Below are 26,408 nucleotides of genomic sequence, written 5' to 3'. Positions count from 1 at the left end.
TTTTTGTTTAAAACATCAACCGAAAAAAATATGGGCATTTTACAATCAAAAGTAGCTTTTATAACGGGTGCCGATTCAGGCATTGGTCGTGCAACCGCCATAGCTTTTGCAAAGGAAGGCGCATCAGTAGCTATTTGTTACCGCTCTGACGAAGAGGGTGCAAAGGAAACCAAAACACGCATTGAGGAACATGGCGTTAAAGCGCTATCCTTAAAACTCGACGTAACAGAGGAAGAAAAGGTAAACGAGGCCATCGATCAAATTATTACCGAGCTTGGCGGGCTTGATATATTGGTGAATAACGCCGCGGTAAACGGCTCAAACACAAAGGTTGCCGAAATGGATACCAAGACGTTTGATACCTGCATTCGCACCAATGTTTATGGTCCGTTTTTTACCAGCCGTAAGTTCGTTCAGCATCTGCAAAAAAGCAATATTAAGGGCAAGATCATCAATATATCATCCATTCACGAGGAAATAGCGACCCCAGGCAATGCCGATTACAATGCCTCGAAAGGCGCCCTGCGTAACTTTACCCGTTCGCTTGCGCTCGAACTTGCCGAAAGCGGTACCACGGTTAACAATATCGCCCCGGGCATGATACTTACGCCGATGAACCAAAAGGCGATGGATGACCCGGAGCAACTGAAAGAAGCTACATCGCATATACCCGCTAAGCGCGCCGGTAAGCCTGAAGAGATTGCGCAGGTAGCTCTGTTCCTGGCATCGCCGGCGGCAAATTACGTAACCGGCTCAACCTACGCTATGGATGGCGGCCTGATGATAAATTTAGGGCAGGGTGCGTAACTTATAACAGTTTATAATAATTATATTGGCTGTGTAATGGCCAATATAATTATTGAGACTGAACGCCTGATTTTGCGCGAACTTACCTTAGCTGATGCCGAATTTATACTGGTATTAGTAAACACACCCGAATGGCTAACCAATGTAGGCGACCGCGATGTGCACAACCTTGCTGATGCTGAAAGGTATCTGCAAGGGCCAATACACAGCTACGCCCAATATGGCCTTGGTTTGTGGGCTGTTACCTTAAAATCTGATAATACGCCCATCGGTTTGTGCGGGCTGATCAAGCGTAATGAGCTTGAGGATCTAGACATCGGCTACGCTTTGTTTAAAGAATATACGGGCAAAGGTTACGCGCTTGAAGCCGCCGGAGCCGTATTAAATAAAGGTTGGAACGATTTTAATTTGAGACGGATCGTTGCTATTACCATTCCTGAAAATATCCGTTCGGGAGCGTTATTGCTGAAGCTGGGCTTTACATTAGAAAAAGAATTTTACATGGATGGCGATACGCAATTGCTGCAGCTTTACGGTATAGCCAGATAGCCTGCTAATAAGCGTTATCCTGAGCAATAAAAAAACATTACTTTTGCTGCTATTCTATACATGAACGAACCGACATTTAACTATCATGACGAGGCTTTTGGGCTTGATGCTGCTGCTGATTATACCTTACTGGTGCAATTACACAGCAATAGTTTTACGTACGCGGTAACCGCGGGCAACAAACTTTTAGTTTGCGAAAGCGGGCATCCGCTTGAAGAGTTATCAGCTCCGGAGGAACTTGCCGACCTGTTTGAAGCTGATTACAAGCAATTGATTATCGGTTTACCTGCAACAGGTTTTACCTTGTTGCCCAACTCTGTTTACAGCGAAGATAATGTTGCTGATTATGCCCGTTTGCTTAACGTACAATCAACAGATAGATTATTCGCGCAGCAGCTTGATGGGGAAAATATGGTGATATACAAAGTACCGGTAAAGCACGCCGACCTGGCAGAGCGGCGTTTCGGGCTTGAAAATACAGTTTTTAGTACTAAGGGTTGGGTAGCCGCTATCGGAGCCAATCACCCGGCGGACGACACGCTTTATTTGAATTTAATGGACGGTCGTATTGATCTGCTTTACTTCAGGTATGGTAAAATACGCTACTACAACAACTTTGAATGCACTAATGCGGATGACGTTTTGTATTTCTCGGCATTAGCGGCTAAAGCCATTAACATGGAGCCTGCTGATCTGCATCTGAGTATAAGCGGGGCAATTGAAAGCAATGATGAGTTGCTGATCAAAGCCACGGAATTTTTTAAATCGGCTCAGCTAAATACCTTGAGCTTATTTGCATTGCCGAGAGAGATAGAGATTCAACAAATACTCTCACTTACTGCGTTATCATTATGCGCGTTATAGGGGGGAAGCTACGTGGGTTAAGGCTTAATCCGCCAAACAATCTCCCGGCCCGGCCAACTACTGATCTGGCTAAGGAGGCATTGTTCAACATTCTTCAAAATCAGATTGACCTTGAAGAAATCAGGGTGCTCGATCTGTTTAGTGGTACAGGCAATTTATCATTAGAATTTTCATCGCGAGGGGCAAGCTTGGTTACGGCGATTGACCGTAATATAAATGGTCTGAATTTTTTAAAAGATATGGCCAAAAAGCACGGACTCGAAGGTATTAAAACATACCGTGCCGATGTATTTAAATTTCTGGAGATGGAAACGGAGCAATATGGTGTGATTTTTGCTGACCCGCCGTATGATTTGAACCGCATACCTGAAATTGCTAAAGTGGTTTTTGAAAAGGATTTGTTATTACCTGATGGACTGCTGATCATCGAGCATCAATCTATGCAAAATTTAAGCAATCATCCTGCTTTTGTGGAGCAACGCAAATACGGCCACTCTTCATTCTCATTCTTCAAAAAAGGACTCGCTGCGGCTGAATAAACTTTTGATTTTTTGCCAAAAGGAGCTCACACCAACAAACACTTCACCCTTTGCTATTTTAATCGGATAGGTGCGCACATAATCATTTTGTCCGCTACTTCCCCGGCCATTTTCGAGTGAGTAGGAGAAACGGTGTACCGGGCATACCAGCTTGCCTTCCTTACACCAGCCGCGGCTCAGGTCTTCACCGGCATGCGGGCAACGCGCTGATAGTGCATAGATATTTCCCTCATAGCCAACTACGCATATGCTTTTGCCATCAGCTTTCACTTTCTTTATAAAGGTATCGTCGGGCTGCACATCATCAATCTTAAACCACTTCATTTAAAAATCTACCTGCAGGTTCATTACAGCCGGGTTACGTGTAATTTCGTCCATATCGGTGGTTAGTGTAACGCTGCGCCTGTCGGCAGATAGTACGGCCTTTGGGTTATTTACTTTTTTTACCGGCTTGGCAAAGTTAAGCACCACTTTGTACGGCATATCAATTAGCATAGCCTTGGCCATAATCAACGTTGATTGCGTGCGTTTTAAAAACGCGTTAAACTTTATTTTATCCACTATGCGCCTGAAACGGGTAGGGGTTATCTCATAAGTATAATAATCCTGGCTGCCTATTAACGATTTCGAGTCGGCCTCCGTGCTACCGCCTTGTCCCTTTGTGAGTGCGCTGAGTTGGCTGTTTCGCGATATTTTTGAGATGTTTTTCAAATAGTATTCCAGGTCGGCAGTGTTTTTGGCATAATGGCTTACTTTCACGTTCATCAGGCTTTTTTGCAGGTCCATCTTAACCGCCAGGTCGCTGGTTTGTGCCAGATTAATATCTTCCGCCGTCATGGAACGCTGGATGCTGTCAGGTATGGCGCTGTAAAAGTTAAGCACCGTATCCTTTTTCATCGCGAATTGCGGCGTGGTGCGCAACGAGTCGGTCATGAGGTTTTGCAGTACGGATATAGCACGGCTCATATCAAAGCCGTAAACCACTTTGCACGATCCATCTGCAGCGAAGCTGTAACGCTCTTCAACATCAACACATGATGAAAGCAAAAGCATGACGATGAGGGTGATAGGTAGGTAGATTTTTTTCATCAAGGTAAATTTAAAGTAAAATAACTAATATTCAATAAAATAAAAAAGCCTTAAAAAATTGGCTAAGCCGCTAATGTGTATATTTGCCGACTATTAGTATGGCACATCAAATACCGGACGACGGCACATTGCTTCCTTTAATGGAAGAGTTTTACACGATACAGGGCGAGGGATACAATACCGGCAAGGCGGCCTATTTTATTCGGCTGGGCGGATGCGATGTGGGCTGCCATTGGTGTGATGTTAAGGAAAGCTGGGATGCTGAACTACATGCGCTTACATCGGCAGATACTATTGTTGAACACGCTGCCCAACATCCTGCAAAAAATGTGGTGGTTACAGGTGGTGAGCCGCTGATATATAATCTAGACTATCTTACTACACAACTAAAAGTAAACGGAATCCGCACGTTTATCGAAACATCCGGTGCTTATCCTTTATCCGGTAATTGGGACTGGATTTGCCTTTCTCCTAAAAAATTCAAGTCGCCGTCGCCGGATGTAGCGGTAATGGCGAACGAGCTTAAGGTTATTATATTCAACAAGTCGGATTTTGAGTTTGCCGAACAGCATGCCAAAACCGTATCGCCTGATTGTAAGCTGTTTTTACAGCCGGAATGGTCGCGCGCTAAGGAGATGACCCCGCTGATCGTGGATTATGTAATGAACAATCCGCAGTGGGAAATTTCGCTGCAAACGCACAAGTTTTTAAATATCCCTTGATTTATTGTAACTTGGGTTACTAACCATCGTTATTGTAACCTATGCGATACGTTTTTTTTCTGCTGTATTTCACATTAACGGCTTCGGTTGCTTTTTGCCAAAACGGCCAATACACCAGTAGCAACAAGCAGGCTATAAAGCATTTTGTAGCTGCCAATCATCTAATGGACGACAGGATGTTTGATGAGGCCATTGCCGAATTAACCAAAGCCGTTGCTGAGGATGACAAGTTTGTTGAGGCGCATATTCAGTTAGGCGATCTATGGCGAAGAAAGCGTGAATTTGGTAAAGCGGTTATTTATTATCGAAAAGCGATAGCGGCGAATCCGGAGTTTAACCGGGCAGTTTATCTGAAGGCAGGAGAGGCTGAAATAACAGAAGCACAATACCCGGAGGCAAAATCACACTTACAAAAATATCTAACATTCGGCAACATCACGCTCCAAAATATGGCTTACGCGCAAAAGCTGATTGCCGATTGCGACTTCTCCATACAAGCTGTAAAAAATCCGGTAGCTTTTAAGCCAATAAATTTAGGTACGGGCGTAAATTCTGCTGATGATGAGTATATGCCGGTTGCGACTGCCGACGAAAGCATGCTGATTTTTACCCGTAAGATAAACAATAATGAGGATTTTTATAAAAGCGAACAGAAGGATGGTAACTGGCAGCCTGCGGTTTATTTAAGCGCAAACATCAATACGGCGCAATACAATGAGGGTTCGCAATCTATATCGCAGGATGGGCGCTACTTGTTTTTTACCGGTTGCAACCGGCCTGATGGCAGGGGTAAATGCGATATCTATATAGCTCAAAAGCATGGCGAGGGTTGGGGTAAACCGGTAGGCATTAATCCGCCGGTTAATACGGGAGCTTGGGAATCGCAGCCTTCTATAAGTGCCGACGGGCGAACTTTGTATTTTGTGAGCAACAAAGCCGGAGGCCTGGGTGGCTACGATATTTGGAAAACAACTCTTACTGATAAAGGCTGGAGTCAGCCTGAAAACTTGGGGCCGAGTGTAAACACGCCTTATGATGAGCAATCGCCGTTTATCCACCCGGATGATAATACGCTTTATTTTAGCTCAAATGGTTGGCCGGGTTTAGGCAACAAGGACTTGTTTGTGAGCAGGCTCGATGCCAATGGCAAATGGCAGAAGCCCGAAAATCTTGGTTATCCCATTAATTCAAGCGGGGATGAGAACGGGCTTACCCTTACCGCGCAGGGCGATTACGCTTTCTTTTCGTCAAACAAATTACAGGGCAGCGGCGGTTTTGATATTTATAAGTTTGAAATGCCGGTTAAAGCCCGGCCAAAGCTGGTTACCTATGTAAAAGGCAAGGTAACTGATGCTAAAACCAAAAAGCCTATTGAAGCGGATGTGGAGATTGTTGACCTTGAGCGAAACCATATTGTTTACCAGGACTATAGCGGTGAAGAAGATGGTGGCTTTTTGGCGACGCTTACTTCCGGTAAAAATTACGGGTTGAATATATCCAAAAGTGGGTATCTGTTTTGTTCGGAGAATTTCTCGCTGGCAGACCGTGAGCCCAAATCACCGTTTATTATAAATGTAGAACTGTCGCCGATTGAAATAGGGAAGAAGGTGGTGCTGCGCAATATATTTTTTGATACTAACAAGTTTGATCTTCGTCCCGAATCAAAAGCTGAACTTGCTAAGCTGGTACAGTTTTTAAACGAAAACGCTAATGTTAAGGTTGAAATTTCAGGCCACACCGATAATGTTGGTAATGACGACTTGAACCTGACATTATCCCAAAACAGGGCGAAGGAGGTATATAATTATTTAATAGCCGCTAAAATACCAGCAGCTCGGTTAATATTTAAAGGTTATGGCGAAACACAGCCCATTGCCGACAATAATACCGAAAACGGCCGCCAGCTAAACCGGCGTACCGAATTCAAAATTGTTGCGCAGTAGTCGCAGTTCTATAATGCATCATCTGCTTCGGCAGCGTACAGGTCTTCAATCGCCTCGGCATATTTCTTTTCAATAACGCGGCGTTTGGTTTTCATGGTCGGCGTGATTTCGCCATCGTCCATGCTAAAGGGTTTGCGTTTAACCTTAAAGTTTTTAATGCGCTCAAACTTGGCTAATTCGTTTGAGTATTTCCGAATATCCTCAGCAATCCATTTAACAATCTCAGTATCATCAATAAAAGTTTCTTCCTGCTCAAAAAAGCTCTCAGGCAAGCCGAACTTCGTTTGCAACGCATCCTTTGACGGGATGATGATCGCCGTTATGTATTCGCGCCTGTCGCCGATTAAAAATACACCCTCGATACGCGGGCTTTTGAGGTAAGTGTTTTCAACCGGGGTAGGATAAACGTTTTTACCATAAGCGTTTACCAGCATGTTTTTTAGCCGGTCGGTTATCTGTATGTTCCCTTTAAAGAAGCGGCCAATATCTCCCGTATGAAACCAGCCATCCTTATCAATGGCGGCGGCGGTATCTTCGGGTTTGTTCCAATAGCCCTTCATTACACAATGGCCGCGCACGATAATTTCGCCTTCTTCCGATTCAAAATCAGGCTTAAAACTTTTATGTGTTTGGATAGTGTATATCTGTTTGGTATCAATGTTTTGTATGGCCACTTCAATGCCCGGTATTACGCGGCCTGCTGTGCCATAAACCTGCCGGTCCTGCTCGTTAACACTCATTACCGGCGATGTTTCCGTCAATCCATACCCCTCTAATACTTTAATCCCCAAATCGCCAAAAAACTCACCGACGTTTTTAGGCAACGCACCGCCGCCCGATATCATGAACTTGAGGCGGCCACCTGTTTTCTCTTTTATTTTGCTGAATACCAATTTATCAGCAAGTTTATTTTGAGTGTTTAATATCAATCCTGGTGATTTGCCGGCCTCCAACGCATAGCGATATTTACGGCCAATACTTAATGCCCATAAAAATATTTTTGCTTTAAAGCCGCCTGCTTCGGTGCCGGTTTTCATTGCGCGGTCCTGTATACGCTCCAGCAGTCGTGGTACACAGTTCATAATGGTCGGCCTTACTTCGCCCATGTTTTTTGCCAGCAACTCAAGGCTTTGAGCAAAAGCTATCTTACAGCCCATTGCCAGGCAAATGTGATAGGTGGCTGTCCGTTCAAATACATGGGACAGGGGCAGGAATGATAAAAACACATCTGTTTTTTCAACTACAGTGATCTGCTCCAGGCTGGCCCAAACATTAGAAGTTAGGTTTTGATGGGTAAGCATAGCACCCTTTGGCGTGCCGGTAGTGCCCGATGTATATATAAGGCATGAAATATCTGTCGGCAGTATTGCTTCGCGGGCAATGTTTATGTCGCCCTGGTATTGGCTTAGGAGCGACGTGCCTTCAGCGATAACCTGCTTAAAGCCTATAATGCCTGCGTTTAATGCCTGGACTGAAATATGCTTTTCAAATTCATCAAACGCCGGTATAATGCGTATGAGCGCCGGGCAATTATTAGCCACCTTTTGTATCTTACGGAAGAGAAAAGGGTTACCTACCAGTATAATGCGCGACTGTGAATCATTCAAAATGTACTCCACATCTGCCTCGCTCAACGTAGGGTAGATGGACGTATTGACCGCGCCTATTTGTTGTAATGCCTGGTCGTAATATATATAGTCCGGTCCATTTTCGATCATCAGTGCAAGGTGATCGCCTTTTTTAATGCCGATGTGCAGCATCCAGGCTGATAAGGCATTAATTTTTTCAAGCGCCTGTTTATAGGTTATATCAATCCACTCATTTTTTACTTTATGGCTCAAGAAAGGTTGATCCTCAGGGTGAATGTTTTTGACTATGTTTTGTATAAGGGCCGGTACGGTAGCAGGGTTATTGGCTAAATTCATTCAGGTACAATTGATTGTTGTAAAAAAAGCAAAGCTAATTTTATTTTACAAGAGGTAAACCATTTTAGCTAAACCTTTAATTAGTCAGCATAATTGTTATAAATTTTTCAATGTTGTAACGATTTATCTTACAAAAATCATAAATGGGTTATTGTTGTTAAATTTAACTGTCAAACAGTCAATTAAAAAATTCAAATCGAGGCTTTTTTAAATGAAATAATAAACTATATATTCGTGAATAATTAAAATATTTAAAAAGTATTGTCAAGATTACAGTTTTTTAATATTTGGAATTGTGTTTATAAAAAAAAATTAAAAATTGTTTTGCATTTGTAACATTAATGTTAAATTGCCAATACATTTAAAATTAATTGCAGCTGGTATTATATGTATAAAATTTTTACCTGTTATATTAATCATAAATCAAAAGGAGCCCTTCGCGACTTAATGTCGATTAAGCTTTTAATAAATTCTGCAATCGATATTGCAAAAAAAATCTCGTCATTAAATTTCCAATATAAATCAAGGTTTGCGGTGCTCAATATAAACATGGGTTCTATTGCCGTACAGCCGGGTTACAGCGCTAAAAAAAACATGTATGTTATTAATTGATTATTAACCTTAAAACAAGATATATAATATGAGATAAACGGTACTCCGCAAAAAAAAACAGGAATTATGATCAATAATTCCTGCAAGAAACTAATTAACTAAGGGCAATGCCAGTGGCAGCTGTTATTGCCTGATAATCAAGTCACTTTAACCGAGTAAAATTATGAAATATTTTGAACATCCATCGGGTGTAAGGGATAAGTATTGGCTAAAAAAAGCCTCATTAATTTTTAAGTTCTCTATGTTAGCCGTGGCCGCAACCAATTTTAACAACACTGTTGTAGCGGCCCCGGTATCAGTTAAAAAAACAATAGCCCCTGTAGCCGTAACCGGTAGAGTAGTGGATGAAAAGGGAGCTCCGCTTCCGGGTGTATCGGTAGCCGTTAAAGGCTCAACCGCGGGCACCGTTACCGATGCTTCAGGTAAATTTTCTATCAACGCGCCCGATAATGGTACGTTGGTATTCTCATTTATAGGTTACACCACTCAAGAGGTAGCCGTGGCCGGTAAAACGGTTATTAATGTAACCTTACAGCCTGCACAAAACGACCTTAAAGAGGTTGTTGTAACAGCCTTAGGTATCACTAAAGAACAAAAGAAACTGGGCTACTCAGTGACAACTGTAAATGGTGATGCTTTAAACAAGGCGAAAGAAACCAACGTGGCGTTATCACTACAAGGCCGCGTTGCCGGTTTAAGTGTTGGCGGTTCAAACGGCGGTCCCGGTTCATCAGCAAGGGTATTATTGCGGGGTTTAACCAGCTTTACAGCAGGCGGTCCGCTTTACGTTATCAACGGTGTGCCGATGGATAACACCCAGAGAGGCCAGTCAGGCGAGTGGGGCGGTGCCGATTATGGTGATGGTATCTCAAACATCAACCCTGACGATATTGAAAGCATGACCGTACTTAAAGGCCAAACTGCATCTGCGCTTTACGGTACACGTGCATCTAATGGTGTAATTTTAATTACTACTAAGTCAGGTAAAAAGAACTCTCAATTTGGTATTGAATTTAACACAAACGTTCAGTTTGATAAAGCGGTTGATAATACCGATTTCCAGCAAGTGTATGGCCAAGGTATACAAGGTGTAAAACCTACTACGCTTGATGCTGCCCGTTTATCAGGCAGCCTTGCCTGGGGTACCAAAATGGATGGGTCTGATGTAATGCAGATTGACGGTAAAATGCATCCGTATTCTCCGGTATCTAATTACATTGATTTTTATCGTACCGCGCCAAGCTTTACCAATACCGCGTCATTTACGGGTGGTAATGAAACAGGTGCTTTCCGTTTATCACTGTCTGACCTTCGTGCCAATTCAATTGTACCCAACAGCTATTTAGATAGAAAAACTTTTAACTTTAATGGTAGCCAGCAAGTTACCAAAAAGTTAAATATTAATGTGGTAGCTAACTATGTGCTTGAAAATTCAAAGAACAGATCAGGCTTAAGCGATGGTCCGGGTAACCCGAACAACGGTCTTTTCCTGGCCCCAAACCAGGATATCAAGACCCTTTCTCCGGGTACTACGCCTGACGGTAAAGAGTTAACATTTACGGATGATACATATGTGACCAACCCATATTTTGCAGCTAACTTTTTCCAGAAAAATGTGAAACGTAATCGTTTAATTTCTTCACTTTCTGCAAAATACGATTTAACCAACTGGTTATATGTTCAAGGCCGTTTAGGTTATGACAACAGTAATGATTTAAGGGTTGATATTGAGCCGACAGGTACTGCTTACCGTAACGATAACGGTACTATGAACCAAACCAACACCCAGACAACTGAATTTAATGCTGACGTTTTGATAAACGCTAAGCGTAATTTGGTGAAAGATTTGTTGGATTTGGATTTGAGTGTTGGTGGTAACATTCGTAAGTCAAACTACACTGGTACCTTTATCAATGGTCAAAACGGATTTATCATTCCATACTTCTACAGCTTAAAAAACTTTAAAACGAGAGATTCCGGACCTATAGGTGATTTATTAGCGAATCAGGTAAATTCAGCATATTACTCAGCCGATTTTTCGTTCAAGAATTTCTTAGTATTAAGTACTACAGGCCGTTATGACTATTATAGCTCGATTTCTAAAACAGTTGGTCCTGGTATATTCTCGCCATCTGTTGCAGGTAGCTTTATCTTCTCAGAGTTATATCATATAAATGGGCTTGATTTAGGTAAAGTACGTTTATCATATGCGCAAACAAGCGCTGACGCTCGTCCATTTTCAAATAGGGTGTATTATGATCTGAATAACTCAATTAACGGTGTACCTGCTGCAGGTTTTAGCAGTCAGTTGCCTAACTTGTTTTTAAAACCATACAAGTTGCAAGAGCTTGAGGCTGGTTTGGAGATGAAATTCTGGGGCGACAGGTTCGGTTTTGATGTTACTTATTTCTCACGTAAAACCAAGGACGAGATCATCAATGCTCAAACTGACTGGACCGCGGGCTATACTAACCGTTACATCGCTACAGGCTCAACTCAAAACCGTGGTTTAGAGGTTGAAATTCATGGTACACCGGTAAGAAAATCAGGTTTCAGCTGGACACCATCTTTCAACTTTACCTTCGTTAAGAACAAGATTCTGTCAACTGATGATTTGGAAAACAACGTAAACTTTGGTACTTATCGCCCTGCGGCAAGTTCAGGTACTGCTATCACAGCGCTTGTAGTGGGTATGGCCGGTCCGCAAATTCTGGCCAGCGATTACAAACGTGATGCTGCCGGTAACATCGTTTATGATGCTGACGGGTTGCCACAACGCGGTGAGTTGAAAGCCATGGGCTCAACCATCCCTAAAATTTACGGTGGTTTTAACAACACATTCAACTACAAGCAATTTAATCTGAGCTTCCTGGTTGATTACCGCTTTGGTAACAAAGTGTTATCAGCTACCGAAAACGGAAGTATCTTCAGAGGTTTAAATAAGCTTACACTGGAAGGCCGTGAAGGCGGTGTAGTTGGTCAGGGTGTTACCGAGTCAGGTGCTACAAACACTACTGCTGCTCCTGCGCAAACTTACTACCAGGCTTTATCTCGTAACGTAGGCGCTGTATCTGTGTTAGATGGCAGTTTCATCAAATTACGCCAGATAACTTTGGGTTATACCTTTAACGCTGCATTCCTGAGAGGTACTCCATTCAGCAGCATTGGTGTTTCTGCAGTAGGCCGTAACCTTTGGACGATCATGAGAAAGACCAAAAACATCGATCCTGAGTCAGGTTTCTCTGCCGATCCAAGATATGCCGGTATTGAAGGTACCAGCTTACCTTTCACCAGAACTTATGGTTTAAACGTAAACTTTAAATTCAAAAACTAAAGAGATGAAAAAACGATATATTATTGGGTTTTTGTTAGCGGGAGCTTCGCTTGTAACAAGCTGTACCAAAAACTTTGAAGAGGTAAATACGCAGCCCGACAAATTAACCGATGAACTGATCAACCCGAACTACCTGATGTCGCAGGCGCAAATGACGTTTTCACAAACGGGATATGATCAGTTGCTGTTTCAAAGTATGTGGATGCAGTCATTAGCGTCAACATTCAGCTACTACAGCAATGGCGACAAATATGTTTACGGTGGTGGTGGTACCGGTTACTTTAACCGTACCTGGAACCGTAGCTACCAGGCATTGTCATTGGTTTATGAGATGAAAAATCTTATTAAAGACAAACCTGAGTATGCTAATCTTGACGCTTGCGCTACAATTTTACAAGCGATGTTTATACAGCGTGTAACTGATTTACATGGTGACGCGCCATATTCACAGGCTTCACAAGCTAAAAATGGTATTTTTGAGCCGGTATTTGACAAACAACAGGATATCTACAAAGCCATCCTGTCACAATTAGAGCAAGCTACTGCTGCACTTGATGCATCAAAAGCAACTCCTACGGCAGACCTTTTCTACGGCGGCAACATCGCGCAGTGGAAACGTTTAGGCTACTCTTTAATGCTGAAGGCTGCAATGCGTTTAACCAAGGTTGACGCTGCCACAGCTAAAACATATGCTGAGAAAGCCTATGCCGGCGGCACTATGAGCTCTATTTCTGATAACGCGAAGGTAATGACCGATGCTAACGGTAACACCAGCAGTAACTCTGACGCGTTACTGGTTACTGATGACTTTAGGGAAGTACGTTGGGGTAAAACATTGATTGATTTCATGAAATCAACCAATGACCCTCGTGTATCCGCTATCGCAGAGATTACCGATGGTAACGGTAAGGCTGCTAATGAGGATCGTACTAAACCGGGTGTCACTACTTACAGCCTGCAAATAGGTATGCCAAATGGTTATGTAACTACCGGTGGTTCAAGAGATATTTCTAACGCTCCTAACTATCCAGGCGCAACTCCGGCCGCTTCTGCTACCGATGCACCTGCACCTCTGGGTAAATATTCTCGCCCACGTTTACAGGTTTATGCTGAAAGAACAAGTGCGAACTTTATTTATACCTATGGCGAATCTGAGCTATTGTTAGCTGAGGCCGCTACAAGAGGATGGAGTACAGGATCTGCCGCTACACATTATGCTAATGCATTAACTGCCGACATGGCTTCACTTGCTCAGTATAACACTTCAGGAGCTGCTGCTGTTAACAGCACTGCCATTGCAACGTATGTTGCTGCGCATCCATTAGTTTCGGCAACTGCTTTAGAGCAAATTAACATGGAATATTATGTGGCTACTTCAACTACATTCAATTTCAATGAAACGTTTGCTAATTGGAGAAGATCTGGTTTCCCTGTGTTAACGCCAATAACCTACCCAGGTCAGTTTATCACAGGTCAGGTTCCACGCAGAATGCCTTACCCAACTACGTTATTACAAACCAACGGTGCTAATTACCAGGCGGCTGTTCAAAGCCAGGGTCCTGATAACTTTGCAACCCGTGTTTGGTGGGATAAACAATAACAATTTCCTTATAAGTATTAATTACGGCCCTGCAAGGGGCCGTAATTAATACTTATTCTTTCTCCGCTTATTTTCCATTTTTTCTTCCGATGCAGTTTACTATGGCCGGTTTGAGATCGTTCGCTTTGTGTGTTACGGCGGCATTTGCTGTACCTTTTACTGCGTTTGCGCAGCAGCCTTTGTTTAGGCAGCTTGATGCCAAACAAACAGGCATTACCTTTTCAAATGCCATAAATGAAACGGAATCGCTTAACGTACTTTCGTACGAATACTTCTATAACGGTGGTGGTGTGGCCGCGGGAGATATTAACAATGACGGTTTAATGGACCTGATGTTTACCGCCAACATGCAGCCCAATAAGTTATACCTCAATTTAGGCGGATTAAAATTTAAGGACATCACCAAAGATGCATGCAAAGACTTACCCGGACGCTCCGGCTCCTGGAAAACAGGCGTTACCATGGCCGATGTTAACGGCGATGGGCTTTTAGATATTTACGTTTGCTATTCAGGCAAGGTTGAGAACGACAAGCGCCGAAATCAGCTCTTCATCAACCAGGGTAATAACAAATTTAACGAAGAGGCAGCAGCCTACGGACTTGACGACCCGGGTTACAGTACACAAGCCGCGTTTTTTGATTACGATAACGACGGCGACCTTGACATGTTCCTGCTTAACCATAACATCAAAAAAATTGATAACATGGAGCTGGCCCGTTACAAAAACGAAACGGATATGCTGGCAGGCAACAAACTGTTTGAGAATGATAATAATAAATTTACCGATATATCTACCAAGGCGGGTATCATTCAAAATCCGTTAACATTTGGTTTGGGCATTGCCATTTCAGATATAAATAAGGACGGTTGGCAGGATATCTACGTGACAAATGATTACAACGAGCCCGATTACATTTACATCAACAATCACAACAAGACTTTTACTGATGCGTCAAAGAAAATGCTGAGGCATTTGTCGCATTTCTCAATGGGGGTCGATATTGCCGATTATAACAACGACGGCCTGCCCGACATCCTAACCCTTGATATGTTGCCGGAGGATAACCACAGGCAAAAATCATTACAACTCGAAGAAAACTATGAGTCGTTTGAGCTGATGCTTAAACAGGATCTCTACAAACAATATATGCGAAACATGCTGCAGCTAAACAATGGCGACGGCACGTTCAGCGAAATAGCGAACATGGCCGGTGTTGCCGCTACAGACTGGAGCTGGTGCCCGCTGATAGCTGATTTTGACAATGATGGTTATAAGGACATCTTCATCAGCAATGGCTACCTGCGCGATTATACCAACAAGGACTTTTTACGTTACTGGGGCGATTACAAAATAAAAAAGGCTATGAATAAGGAGCCTTTCCTGCTGATGGATCTGATCAAAGCGATGACATCAACCAAATTGCCCAATTACATCTTCAGCAACAACCATAACCTGACATTTAGCAATAAGCAAACTGAATGGGGGTTAACGGAAGCGAGCATATCAAGCGGCGCCGTTTACGCTGACCTGGATAATGATGGTGATCTGGACTTGGTGGTGAACAACATCAATCAGCCGGCCTCAATTTATGAGAATACCCGTAGCGCTGCCAATAATAATTATCTTGCTATTAAGCTAAACGGCAAAAAACCGAACTCTAACGCAGTAGGGGCAAAGGTTTATTTATACGCCTCGACAGGTACACAATACCAGGAGGTAAACCCTAACCGCGGCTATTTAAGCAGTACATCAACCACACTGAATTTTGGTTTGGGTGACAGCAAAAAAGTGGATTCGCTTAAAGTTGTCTGGCCCGATCAAAGCGTACAGCTTATAAACGCTCCCGCCATAAATCAACGTTTGCAGGTGGAGCAAAATTCCGGTACACCGTTCAAAGAACCTGCGCTCTTAACAAAAATGGTATTTAAAAAAGAAAAGCCGCTGATTGACTTTACCCAACAGGCCCTTGCTATAAATGATTTTAAGCGCCAGTTGTTGATGATGTTCATGTATTCCAAAACATCGCCGGTTATGGTTACTGCCGATGTTAATGGCGATGGCCTGCAGGATATTTACATCAGCAGTGCTGATAATACAACGGTAGGGAAAGTTTACCTGCAACAGCAAACTGGTACGTTTAAGGAAACTGATCTCAAACGAGGGAATGATCAAAACATAGGTACAGTGGCCGCCGCTGCGTTTTTTGACGCCAACGGCGATAAATTCCCTGATTTGTACCTGGCAAAAGGTGGTTACGCAACCTATGAGGCCAACACCGGTAACCTTGAAGACGAGCTTTATATTAACGATGGTAAAGGCAACTTCACTTGGGCGCCAACGGCACTACCTTCAGCAATAGGGGCAAGCAGTAAATCATGCGTTCGTCCGTTTGATTTTGATAACGATGGCGACCTTGACCTATTTGTAGGCGGCAGGGTGATACCCGGTAAATACCCAACAGCGCCGGATAGCTTTTGGCTGTTGAATGATGGCAAGGGCAAATTCACCATAACCTCAACCGCCAAACCGGGCATGGTTACGGATGCCCGATGGATTGACCTGAATAATGATAAACGCGCCGATCTTGTTGTTTGTGGTGAGTTTATGCCAATAATGGTTTATCTGAACACGCCGGGCGGTTTCGTTGATAAAACAGCCGAATATTTTACAACACCTCAAAAAGGTGTATGGATGGCATTGGCTGTAACTGATGTAAACAGCGATGGTAAACCTGATATCATCGCCGGCAATATGGGCTTGAACACCGTATTGCGCGCTACCGAAAAGCAACCGGCTGAATTATACTATGCGGATTTCGATGGCAACGGCTCTATCGACCCCTTCCTTAATTTTTATGTGCAGGGCAAAAGCTATCCGTTTGTTAGTCGAGATGAGCTAAACGAACAAATTTACCCGATGCGCCGTAGGTTTGCATCCTACAGCGCTTACGCTGATGCTACCATGAAAGAGATATTTACGCCCGAGGAATTACAAAAGGCTAATATGCTAAGCGTCAATACAACTGAAACTACCTGTTTTATTAATAATGGTGGAAAGTTTCAAGCTGTTCCTTTACCCGTACAAGCACAGTTTACCGTTACAACGCAAATTTTGACCGGCGATTTTGATAACGATAAAAATATCGATCTGCTGCTGCTGGGTAATCACTCAGACAACCGACTGAAATTTAGCAGCATTGACGCGGGTTACGGCGCCTTATTGAAAGGTGACGGCAAAGGTAAATTTACCTATGTGCCTCAGCCGGTTTCAGGTTTATCAGCAACCGGCGATGTTAAATCGGCTGTTCAATTGAAAGCCGGCAAGGATAAATATTTAGTGGTGGGTACAGCTGAGGGACCATTGCAATTTTATAAATACTGATGAAAAGAATTTTACAAAGGTTAGTATTTGTTACAGCATTGTTTACTGCCGCAACCGGCAAGGCCCAGCAACGCGGCAATGATTTCCCGGATTATATGTGGCCTGGCCATGCGCTGCATAACGTGAGCATGGTTATGGTGCACGATGTGGTTAGTCCGCCTGTCGCCGCGCGGTATTACGCTTACTGTATGCTCGGGGCATACAATATTGTAAGCGTGCATAACAAGAGTAATCCACAACTCAATAAACTTATTAAAAGCTATTCGCCTACGCACCGTATTGATACGGTGAAAGCTGTGTACGATTACCGTATTGCCAGCTATTATAGCATTCTGGAAACAGCAAAGCTTATGTTGCCATCGGGTTTTTTAATTAAGGATGATCAGGACGCTTTCATCACTCAGGTTAAAAAAACAGGCATCAAGCAGGATATAATCAACAATTCAATTAAGGTAGGTCAGCAGGCCGCCGTTGATGCTGTTAACTTTTCAAAAGGCGACAGATATAATAAACTCAGCGCTTTAAAACGCTATACTCCACTACAGGGCGAAGGCTACTGGTACCCCACGCCGCCGGGTTATTTTGAAGCGGTTGAACCAAATTGGCGTACTATACGCACCATGGTGCTTGATACCGCTACGCAATGTAAACCGGCACCGCTTACACCCTTTAGTAAAGATTCAACCTCGGCCTTTTACAAACAGGTTAAAGAGGTTTACCAGGCTTCAAAAAAACTGACCGACGAGCAGATTAACCAGGCCTTATTTTGGGATTGTAACCCCTTTGCCATAACCACCTCAGGCCATATGTCTATCGGGTATAAAAAGATCAGCCCGGGCGGGCATTGGATGCATATCACCGCGCTGGTATCAAAACAGGCAAAGCTTACTTTTGACGAAACAATCTCCTTGCTGACTTTAGAAGGCCTGACCCTGATGGATTCGTTTATAGCTTGCTGGGAAGAAAAATTCGCCACTAACCGCATTCGCCCCGAAACATTTATTAACCGTTATATGGATGTAAAATGGCAGCCAATTTTACAAACGCCGCCTTTCCCGGAATATACCAGCGGGCATTCGGTAGTATCGGCAGCGTCGGCGGAGGTACTTACCTATATGCTGGGCGATAATTTTAAATACGATGATGATACCGAAATACCTTTCGGCAGTGGAAAGCGATCATTCAACTCATTCCGTCAGGCAGCTGACGAAGCCGGAATGTCGAGATTTTACGGAGGAATACACTATATAGAAAGCATAGAAACAGGCAATACACAAGGGAAAAATGTAGCCGGCTATATCATAGCCAGAATGAAGGAAGCAGGCGTTAAGCCATGTATTAAACAAGGTAAATAATAAGTAAGCGAGGGAATATGTTACAACCTGATCTGTCTGTATTGAATGATAATGCCAACATTATACAATGTTTGTGCTATCATAGCGCGTTATCGGGCACCGAAATAAGTAATTACATCAATAAAAGTATACCTTACACCGTTAAGGTAATAAACGGGCTGATAAAGGCAGGTGTTATTGAGAAAAAGGGGTATGCCGACTCAAACGGTGGCCGCAAGCCGCTAAAGTATTCTCTGGTGCCTGATACATTTTTTATTGTATCGGTTGCCATGAGCCAGTATGATATTGAATATGCCGTGCTCAATCTTAACAACCGGTTTGTAAAAGATATTGTAAAGGAAAAAATTGTAATTTACGATATGCAGGCTGATGAGCTTGTAGCGCGTATTGACCAGTATATTAAGGGTGCCGGTATAAGTGTCGACAGTATTTTGAGCGTGGGCGTTACCATGCCTGGATTTATAGCTACTGAACGGGGAATAAATCTCAGCTATCTGCATGTTGATACTAATACCACGCTGGCCGAAAAGCTACAACAGGGTTTAGGATTGCCGGTTTTTATTGAGAACGACTCGACCGCGATAGCCTTGGGCGAGCAGAAATTTGGCGCCGCCGTTGATCAGAATGATGCCATGATACTTAACCTCGGCTGGGGCATAGGCCTGGGCATGATACTCGACAATAAGGTGTTTCGCGGGCATAGCGGCCTGGCCGGAGAGTTTAGCCATATATCATTGGTAAACAATGGTAAAATATGTAAGTGCGGCAAACGGGGATGCCTGGAAACAGATTCGTCGTTAATAGCGATCACCGAAAATGCCGTACTCGAAATGCAGAATGGGCAGAAAAGCAGTTTGAAAAACTATGATGTGGTTGATGCGAACGCCATCATTAATGAAGCGATAAAGGGCGACATGCTCTCGGTAAAACTGATATCAGAAGCCGCTTACAACATAGGGCGGGGGCTGGCTATGCTGATACATATCATGAATCCATCAACTATTGTGTTGAGCGGCAAGGGTAGTGTTATTGGCAAGTTGTGGTTATCGCCTATACAGCAGGCTATTTACGAGCACTGCATACCGCAATTAGCTAATGAAACAGATTTGGTTATATCCAAACTGAATGTTAAAGCCCAGTTACTGGGTGGCTCGGTATTGGTAATCGAGCATCTTGGTCAGTCGTTAATAAATAAAATAAACGCCCTTCAAAACAAGGCGGTTACAATTGATGATAAGTAAATCTACTATATGTAAAGTCTTTGCTGCGGCAGCAATGCTGTACAGCACAGGCGTTTTGGGTCAGGCACACAACCTGTCTAAAAAGTATGAAAAACCAACTGATCCGTTGGTGGTGGCTAAACTGGCGCAATGGCAGGACCTTAAGTTCGGCTTGTTTATGCACTGGGGTACTTATAGCCAGTGGGGCGTGGTGGAAAGCTGGAGCATTTGCCCCGAGGATGAAGGTTGGACGCAAAGAAAAGGCCCGTACTCAGATACCTACAATAATTACCTGAAGGCCTACGAAAATTTACAAACCACCTTTAACCCGGTAAAGTTCAATCCTGAAAAATGGGTAAAGGCAGCTAACGAAGCCGGCATGAAATACGTAGTATTTACTACTAAACATCATGACGGCTTTAGTATGTTTGATACCAAGCAGACAGATTATAAGATCACGGATAAGAAAACGCCTTTCTCAACAAACCCAAGGGCAAACGTTACTAAGGAAATATTCAACGCTTTCAGGAAGCAAAACTTCATGATAGGCGCGTATTTTTCCAAGCCCGACTGGCACTCAAAGGATTACTGGTGGCCATATTTTCCGCCAAAGGATCGTAATGTGAACTATGACCCGGCTAAATATCCGGAACGCTGGGATGCATTTAAAAAGTTTACCTACAATCAGATAGAGGAGTTAATGACGGGCTACGGCAAGGTGGATATTTTATGGCTTGATGGCGGCTGGGTTAGGCCGAAGGAAACCATTGATACCGCTGTTGACTGGCAGCGCGGCATCAAGTTTAACCAGGATATTGATATGCCTAAGATAGCCGCTATGGCAAGGCAGCATCAGCCGGGACTGATGGTGGTTGACCGTACCGTTGCCGGGCAATATGAAAATTATACCACGCCTGAGCAGGAAGTGCCCGAAAAACCGTTAAGCTATCCGTGGGAGAGCTGTATAACCATGGGTAACTCATGGAGTTATGTACCGGGCGATAAATACAAATCAGCACATGATGTTATCGACCTTTTGGTTAAAATTGTGTCGCGCGGTGGGAATCTGCTGATGAATATTGGTCCGGGCCCTGATGGCGATTGGGATCCTGTCGCTTACGATCGACTGAAATCGATTGGCGAATGGATCAAGATCAATGGTGAAGGTATTTATAACTCACGCGCCGTAGCGCCGTATTCAAATGGCAATGTATTCTATACCAAATCAAAAGATCAAAAAATAGCCTACGCTTACGTTTTACCCGAAGGTGAACAAGGTGATAACATAACCATAAACATTGAGGGTATGGGCAAGCCTAAGCAAGTAACGTTAATGGGCAGCAAACAAAAGGTTAAATGGAAAGCCGGTGCCGATGGTGTAGTGGTGAGCAATTACAAAGCGCTATATCAAAAAGCCGGTTTAAAAGAGGCCGCTGGGTTCAAAATCATCTACTAATAAAAACTTATAAAAATTATTTATTGTTTTGAAGATCAACAGGAAAAGTATTTTAAAAGCACAGATTAGTTTAGGTTCGGGTTTACTCATGGCCCTTAGCCTGCCTGCCGCAAAGGCACAAACCACGTATGAGTTAAATGAGGGTTGGTTATGCAAAAAAGCATCAACCGTACAGGCTGATGGCGTAAAAATGTCGCAAGCATCATTTGCAACGTCGGGCTGGGAGAAGGCTACCGTACCGGGAACCGTATTAACTACCCAACTCAATAACAAGCAGGTGCCCGATCCGTTTTACGGCATGAATAACCAGCGCATACCTGACATTTACAAGGTTGGCCGCGATTACTATACCTACTGGTTTGTAAAAGATTTTAAAGAAGCTGCCCCACAAGGCAATAACCAGGTTTATTTAAACCTGCGCGGTGTTAATTACAGTTCAGATATTTATCTGAATGGGCATAAACTGAATGCCAGGCTGCATAAAGGCATGTTTCTGCGTCAGCGCTACAACATAACCAAATGGCTGGCCAAAAATGGCAGCAACCGTTTGGCTATCATAGTTCACCCGCCTGATGTAGTGGGCAATCCTAACGGCGGCCAGGGTGGCGACGGTACCATTGCCAAAGGTGTAGGCCTGCAATACACCGCCGGTTGGGACTGGATACAACCCATGCGCGACCGCAATACCGGTATTTGGGATAAGGTGATCATTGAAAAAACAGGTGCTGTAGCGGTAATCAGTCCACATGTAATTACTTTAGTTCCGGGCGTGCGCCAGCCGGAAGGCCCGCAGGCTCCGGCTATTATAAAAGTGGCTGCTACGGTGCAAAACCCAACGGCCCAGGCGGTAACAGGTACACTGCGTTATACCATTGCAGACGGTACGGTTTCAAAAAAGATCACCCTTAAGCCGTCATCGTCACTTGATGTTCAGTTGGATGATTACGTGCTTAAAAATCCAAAACTATGGTGGCCAAATGGTTATGGTGAGCAAAACCTATACAATCTGCGGGTTGAGTTTTTAACTGCCGATAACAAGGTATCATCAAAAGAAGATATTGAGGTAGGCGTAAGGCAGATCACCACCAACTGGAACGAAAAGACTGAAAGCCGCCAGGTGAATGTTAACGGTCAAAAAATATTTATCAAAGGTGGTAACTGGATCATATCCGACGCGATGCTGCGCTTCTCAGATATGCGTTACGATGCCGAGGTTCGCTATCACCACGATATGAACCTGAACCTGATCCGCATTTGGGGTGGCGCTATCGTGGAGCGCCCGGAGTTTTACAAGGCTTGCGATAAATATGGCTTGCTGGTATTCCAGGATCTCTGGGGATCAGGTGATTGTAACGGTCGTTGGGTTGATCCGATGAAGGCCGAGGATCAGTGGACCCGCCGTAAATACCCTGATGACCATGACCTGTACATGCGTTCGGTGTCTGACCAGGTAAAGATGGTACGTAACTATCCGTCGCTGGCCCTATGGTGTGGCGGTAACGAGATCACGCCTCCACAGGATATTCTGGCTGCTTTGCAGGATACCGTTTTTCCTAAACTTGATCCGACTCGCTGGTTCGTGTCGTACTCTAATTCAGAGCTCATGTCGCGCAACGTATTGGGTGGTAACGGCGATGGCCCTTACGGCATCCAACCATTATCTGTTTTCTGGGATTTTAAAACATTCCCTTTTAACTCCGAGGTTGGCTCGGTAGGGGTAAGCGATTATACGTCCTTAAAAAGATTCATCCCTAAAGAGAACATGGTCGCGCCGGAATTTGATGCCTCGACCGGTAAATCAAAAGTTGATTCGGTTTGGGATTATCATAAATATATCGGGTACGATGGTTTTATAGATAAGTACGGCAAAGTTAAAGATGCCGAGGATTTTGCCAACAAAGCGCAATTAGTGAATTACGATCAGTACCGTGCTTTAATGGAAGGCTTTAGTTCGCACATGTGGGATTGGTATACCGGTGTCATCATCTGGAAAACACAAAACCCGTGGACTGCTATGCGCGGCCAGATGTATGATTATTACCTCGACCCGAACGCTTGCTTGTATGGCTTGACTAATGGCAGCCAACCGCTGCACATTATGTACAACCCTGGCGATGGTATGGTAATGGTAGCCAATAATACCTTTAAAACGCATACTAACCTGATGATCGTTGCTAAAATACTTGATCTGGAAGGTAAGGAAACGCCGATTACGCAAGTATTCGCTGATGTCACGCCGACTACCACCAAACGGTATCTTTCAGTTAAAAAACAATTGGATGAGGTAGCAAAAGATAAAGGCGCATTCCTGGTGTTGCAACTGCAGGATCATACACAAAAAATAGTCAGCGAAAATATTTATTGGGTGGCTGATGCTAAAGGTGAATACTCCGGTTTAAAAAGCATGGCTGCCTCAAAAGTAACCGCTACCGCTAAAAAGGTAGCTAATGGCAAGGTCGAGGTAACATTAACCAACCCGGCTAACGCGCCGCTGGCATTCTTTAACCGTGTATCATTAGTAAACAGCAATACTAAAGAGCGTATGTTGCCGGTTTTTTATAATGATAACTATATATCGGTATTGCCAGGCACCAGCAAAACTGTAACTATTAATTACGACCCAAAACTGCATACCGCCACACCGGCTGTAACCGTTAGCGGTTGGAACTTGAAGGAAACAAGCATCGCCGTTAATTAAATTAGAGTTAAATTGGCGGGCTATTCAATAGTCTACAAAACATAACAAATGAAAAAAAGTATTTTCTCGCTGTTAGCACTGGCGGCATTGTGCGGAGGGGCATTCGGGCAGGGCAAACCAACGGGCCTTTCAAAATATGTTGATCCGTATATTGGTACGGGTTTTCATGGTCACGTGTTTATGGGGGCGAACGTGCCTTTTGGCGCGGTACAATTAGGTCCGGTAAACGTATCTGAGGGTTGGGATTGGTGTTCTGGCTATCATATTAGCGATACCACCATTGTTGGCTTTAGCCACACCCGCCTGAGTGGTACCGGTATCGGCGATCTAGGTGACATTGCCCTGATGCCTACAACAGGGCCCATCAAGGTGGCCAAAGGCAGTATTAAGGATCAGGAATCAGGATTTATATCAACATTCAACCGCTCGTCAGAAACCGCTAACGCCGGTTTTTATGCTGTAAAGCTAAATCGATATAATATTGGCGTTAAATTAACTACCACGCCACGGGTTGGTTTCCATGAGTATACTTTCCCTAAAAACGATCAATCGCACATCGTGATCGACTTGCAGCAGGGCATAGGTTGGGACAGGCCGATGAAAACATCGCTTACCCTGGTGAACGACACCACCATTACCGGCTACCGTTACTCGGAGGGCTGGGCAGTTGATCAGCGTATCTATTTCACCATGATCCTTTCGAAACCTGTTAAAACCTTAACCGTTTATGATAGCACCACGGTTAAAACCGGTACCTCTATCGAGGCTGTTAAGGCTAAAGGTGTAGTTACCTTTGCTACTAAGGATGGTGAAAAGGTTTATGTTAAAGTGGGTATCTCGCCGGTAAGTGTAGAGAACGCGGCGCTTAACATGAAAACTGAATTACCGGGGTGGGATTTTGCAGGCACTGTAACCAAAGCACAAGCCGCCTGGGATAAGGCGCTGAACAAAGTTGCCATTACCACGCCCGATGAGGATAAGAAAAAGGTTTTCTATACGGCCATGTACCACACCATGATAGCGCCATCAACCTTTAATGATGTTAACGGTGATTATTGGGGAACTGATAAAAAAGTACACAAAAACGAAGGTTTCAATAATCTGACTACCTTCTCGTTGTGGGATACCTACCGTGCTGCCGACCCGATGTACACGCTGCTTCATCCTGAGCGAGTGAGCGATATGATCAATACCATGCTGGCCATTTACAAGCAACAAGGCAAACTGCCTGTATGGCACCTGATGGCTAATGAAACCAATTGCATGGTGGGTTACAGCGCTATACCTGTTGTGGTTGATGCTTACCTGAAAGGCTACAAGGGCTTTGATGAAAAGCTGGCCTGGGAAGCTGTAAAAGCTACCGCCATGGGCGATGAGCGTGGTATCAAGTTCGTAAAATCATTAGGTTATGTACCTGCTGATAGCACTGCCGAGTCGGTATCAATGGGCTTGGAATATGCTTTAGCTGATTGGAGCGCCGCGCAGATGGCCAAAAAAATGGGCAACACTGCCGATTACGAATACTTCACTAAACGCGGTAATTACTACAAAAACTATTTCGATAGCAAAACAGGTTTCTTCCGTGCTAAACTGGCTGATGGCAAGTTTAAGGAGCCTTTCGATCCGTTCCGTTCTATACACGAGCGTGGCGATTATACCGAGGGTAACGCATGGCAATACCAATGGCTGGTGCCGCAGGATGTGGAAGGGCTGATTAAACTGTTAGGTGGCGATAAAAAATTCGCGGCCAAGCTGGATACTTTTTTTGTTGCCGAAGGTGATATGGGCGATAAGGCGTCAGATGACATTTCAGGTTTAATAGGCCAGTATGCGCATGGTAATGAGCCGAGCCACCACATTACTTACCTGTACGCCTACGCCGGTAAGCCATGGAAAACGGCTGAAAAGGTACGCTACATTATGAAGGAGTTTTACACTACCAAACCTGATGGCATCATCGGTAATGAAGATGTTGGCCAGATGTCGGCTTGGTACGTACTATCATCATTGGGCTTTTACCCGGTTAACCCGGCTAACGGTAATTATGTGTTTGGTAGTCCGCTGTTTAACGAGGCGGTGATCAACTTGCCGGAGGGCAAAAAGTTCAAACTTACCGCACGTAATAACAGCGATGAAAATAAATACATACAGAGCGTTACTTTAAATGGAAAACCATACACAAAAGCTTATATTAGCCATACCGAATTAATGAAGGGCGGCGAGCTGGTTTTTGTAATGGGTAACAAACCCAACCTTAAATGGGGTACAAAAGCGGCGGATCGCCCGTATTCCATGAAGTAAACTGATTGATG

The 26,408-nt window shown here is 43.9% G+C and carries 17 protein-coding genes; 14 read left to right on the top strand and 3 right to left on the bottom strand.

The window, feature by feature from the left end:
- The first annotated feature begins 30 nt into the window (after positions 1 to 30).
- From LT679_RS16535 to rsmD, 4 genes are read left to right on the top strand one after another with little or no spacing between them, the layout of a single operon-like run.
- Positions 31 to 807 carry an SDR family NAD(P)-dependent oxidoreductase gene (locus LT679_RS16535; RefSeq protein WP_232178780.1) on the top strand — a complete coding sequence of 259 codons (777 nt, stop codon included), beginning with the start codon at positions 31 to 33 and terminating at the stop codon, positions 805 to 807.
- A 36-nt stretch (positions 808 to 843) separates the two neighbouring features.
- Positions 844 to 1,356 carry a GNAT family N-acetyltransferase gene (locus LT679_RS16530; RefSeq protein WP_232178779.1) on the top strand — a complete coding sequence of 171 codons (513 nt, stop codon included), beginning with the start codon at positions 844 to 846 and terminating at the stop codon, positions 1,354 to 1,356.
- Positions 1,357 to 1,416: 60 nt separating this feature from the next.
- Positions 1,417 to 2,220, top strand: a complete 804-nt coding sequence (locus tag LT679_RS16525; RefSeq protein ID WP_232178778.1) for a DUF3822 family protein — start codon at positions 1,417 to 1,419, stop codon at positions 2,218 to 2,220.
- The gene (gene rsmD, locus LT679_RS16520; protein WP_232178777.1) at positions 2,208 to 2,759 is read left to right on the top strand and encodes a 16S rRNA (guanine(966)-N(2))-methyltransferase RsmD; all 552 of its coding nucleotides are present in this window, start codon (positions 2,208 to 2,210) and stop codon (positions 2,757 to 2,759) included. Before LT679_RS16525 ends, rsmD begins: the two co-directional genes overlap by 13 nt.
- Here the strand turns inward: rsmD and LT679_RS16515 are convergent.
- Together LT679_RS16515 and LT679_RS16510 are read right to left on the bottom strand one after the other, a co-directional pair.
- Positions 2,724 to 3,083 (bottom strand): Rieske (2Fe-2S) protein, encoded by a 360-nt coding sequence (locus tag LT679_RS16515; protein WP_232178776.1) that lies wholly within the window; start codon positions 3,081 to 3,083, stop codon positions 2,724 to 2,726. The two genes, rsmD and LT679_RS16515, sit on opposite strands and share 36 nt — an antisense overlap.
- The gene (locus LT679_RS16510) at positions 3,084 to 3,848 is read right to left on the bottom strand and encodes a hypothetical protein (RefSeq protein ID WP_232178775.1); all 765 of its coding nucleotides are present in this window, start codon (positions 3,846 to 3,848) and stop codon (positions 3,084 to 3,086) included.
- A gap of 98 nt (positions 3,849 to 3,946) precedes the next feature.
- Between LT679_RS16510 and LT679_RS16505 the strand changes: the two genes are divergently transcribed.
- Both LT679_RS16505 and LT679_RS16500 read left to right on the top strand, forming a co-directional pair.
- A complete protein-coding gene (locus LT679_RS16505; protein WP_232178774.1) occupies positions 3,947 to 4,570 on the top strand; it encodes a 7-carboxy-7-deazaguanine synthase QueE in 624 nt (207 codons plus the stop codon).
- Between the two features lie 41 nt (positions 4,571 to 4,611).
- A complete protein-coding gene (locus LT679_RS16500; RefSeq protein WP_232178773.1) occupies positions 4,612 to 6,513 on the top strand; it encodes an OmpA family protein in 1,902 nt (633 codons plus the stop codon).
- A gap of 8 nt (positions 6,514 to 6,521) precedes the next feature.
- Here the strand turns inward: LT679_RS16500 and LT679_RS16495 are convergent, their stop codons facing one another.
- On the bottom strand, positions 6,522 to 8,438 hold the full coding sequence (locus tag LT679_RS16495; protein ID WP_232178772.1) for an AMP-dependent synthetase/ligase: 1,917 nt from the start codon (positions 8,436 to 8,438) through the stop codon (positions 6,522 to 6,524).
- Between the two features lie 775 nt (positions 8,439 to 9,213).
- Here LT679_RS16495 and LT679_RS16490 point away from each other — a divergent pair.
- The 8 genes from LT679_RS16490 (at position 9,214) to LT679_RS16455 (ending at position 26,397) form a co-directional block, all read left to right on the top strand.
- Positions 9,214 to 12,384 (top strand): SusC/RagA family TonB-linked outer membrane protein, encoded by a 3,171-nt coding sequence (locus LT679_RS16490; protein ID WP_232178771.1) that lies wholly within the window; start codon positions 9,214 to 9,216, stop codon positions 12,382 to 12,384.
- Positions 12,385 to 12,388: 4 nt separating this feature from the next.
- Entirely contained in the window at positions 12,389 to 13,984 is a 1,596-nt protein-coding gene (locus LT679_RS16485) for a SusD/RagB family nutrient-binding outer membrane lipoprotein (protein ID WP_232178770.1), read from the top strand.
- Positions 13,985 to 14,085: 101 nt separating this feature from the next.
- Complete coding sequence (locus LT679_RS16480) at positions 14,086 to 17,367, top strand: VCBS repeat-containing protein (RefSeq protein ID WP_232178769.1); 3,282 nt, start codon at positions 14,086 to 14,088, stop codon at positions 17,365 to 17,367.
- Positions 17,367 to 18,722 (top strand): vanadium-dependent haloperoxidase, encoded by a 1,356-nt coding sequence (locus LT679_RS16475; protein WP_232178768.1) that lies wholly within the window; start codon positions 17,367 to 17,369, stop codon positions 18,720 to 18,722. Before LT679_RS16480 ends, LT679_RS16475 begins: the two co-directional genes overlap by 1 nt.
- Positions 18,723 to 18,739: 17 nt before the next feature.
- Positions 18,740 to 19,963, top strand: a complete 1,224-nt coding sequence (locus LT679_RS16470; protein ID WP_232178767.1) for an ROK family protein — start codon at positions 18,740 to 18,742, stop codon at positions 19,961 to 19,963.
- A 34-nt stretch (positions 19,964 to 19,997) separates the two neighbouring features.
- The gene (locus tag LT679_RS16465; protein ID WP_232178766.1) at positions 19,998 to 21,398 is read left to right on the top strand and encodes an alpha-L-fucosidase; all 1,401 of its coding nucleotides are present in this window, start codon (positions 19,998 to 20,000) and stop codon (positions 21,396 to 21,398) included.
- A 28-nt stretch (positions 21,399 to 21,426) separates the two neighbouring features.
- The gene (locus LT679_RS16460; protein WP_232178765.1) at positions 21,427 to 24,096 is read left to right on the top strand and encodes a glycoside hydrolase family 2 protein; all 2,670 of its coding nucleotides are present in this window, start codon (positions 21,427 to 21,429) and stop codon (positions 24,094 to 24,096) included.
- A 48-nt stretch (positions 24,097 to 24,144) separates the two neighbouring features.
- Entirely contained in the window at positions 24,145 to 26,397 is a 2,253-nt protein-coding gene (locus LT679_RS16455; RefSeq protein ID WP_232178764.1) for a GH92 family glycosyl hydrolase, read from the top strand.
- The last annotated feature ends 11 nt before the right edge of the window (positions 26,398 to 26,408 follow it).

The organism is Mucilaginibacter roseus, assembly GCF_021215455.1.
GTDB lineage: Bacteria > Bacteroidota > Bacteroidia > Sphingobacteriales > Sphingobacteriaceae > Mucilaginibacter > Mucilaginibacter roseus.
Note: the sequence above shows the minus strand (reverse complement) of the source record. Positions and strands in the feature narration are given on the sequence as shown.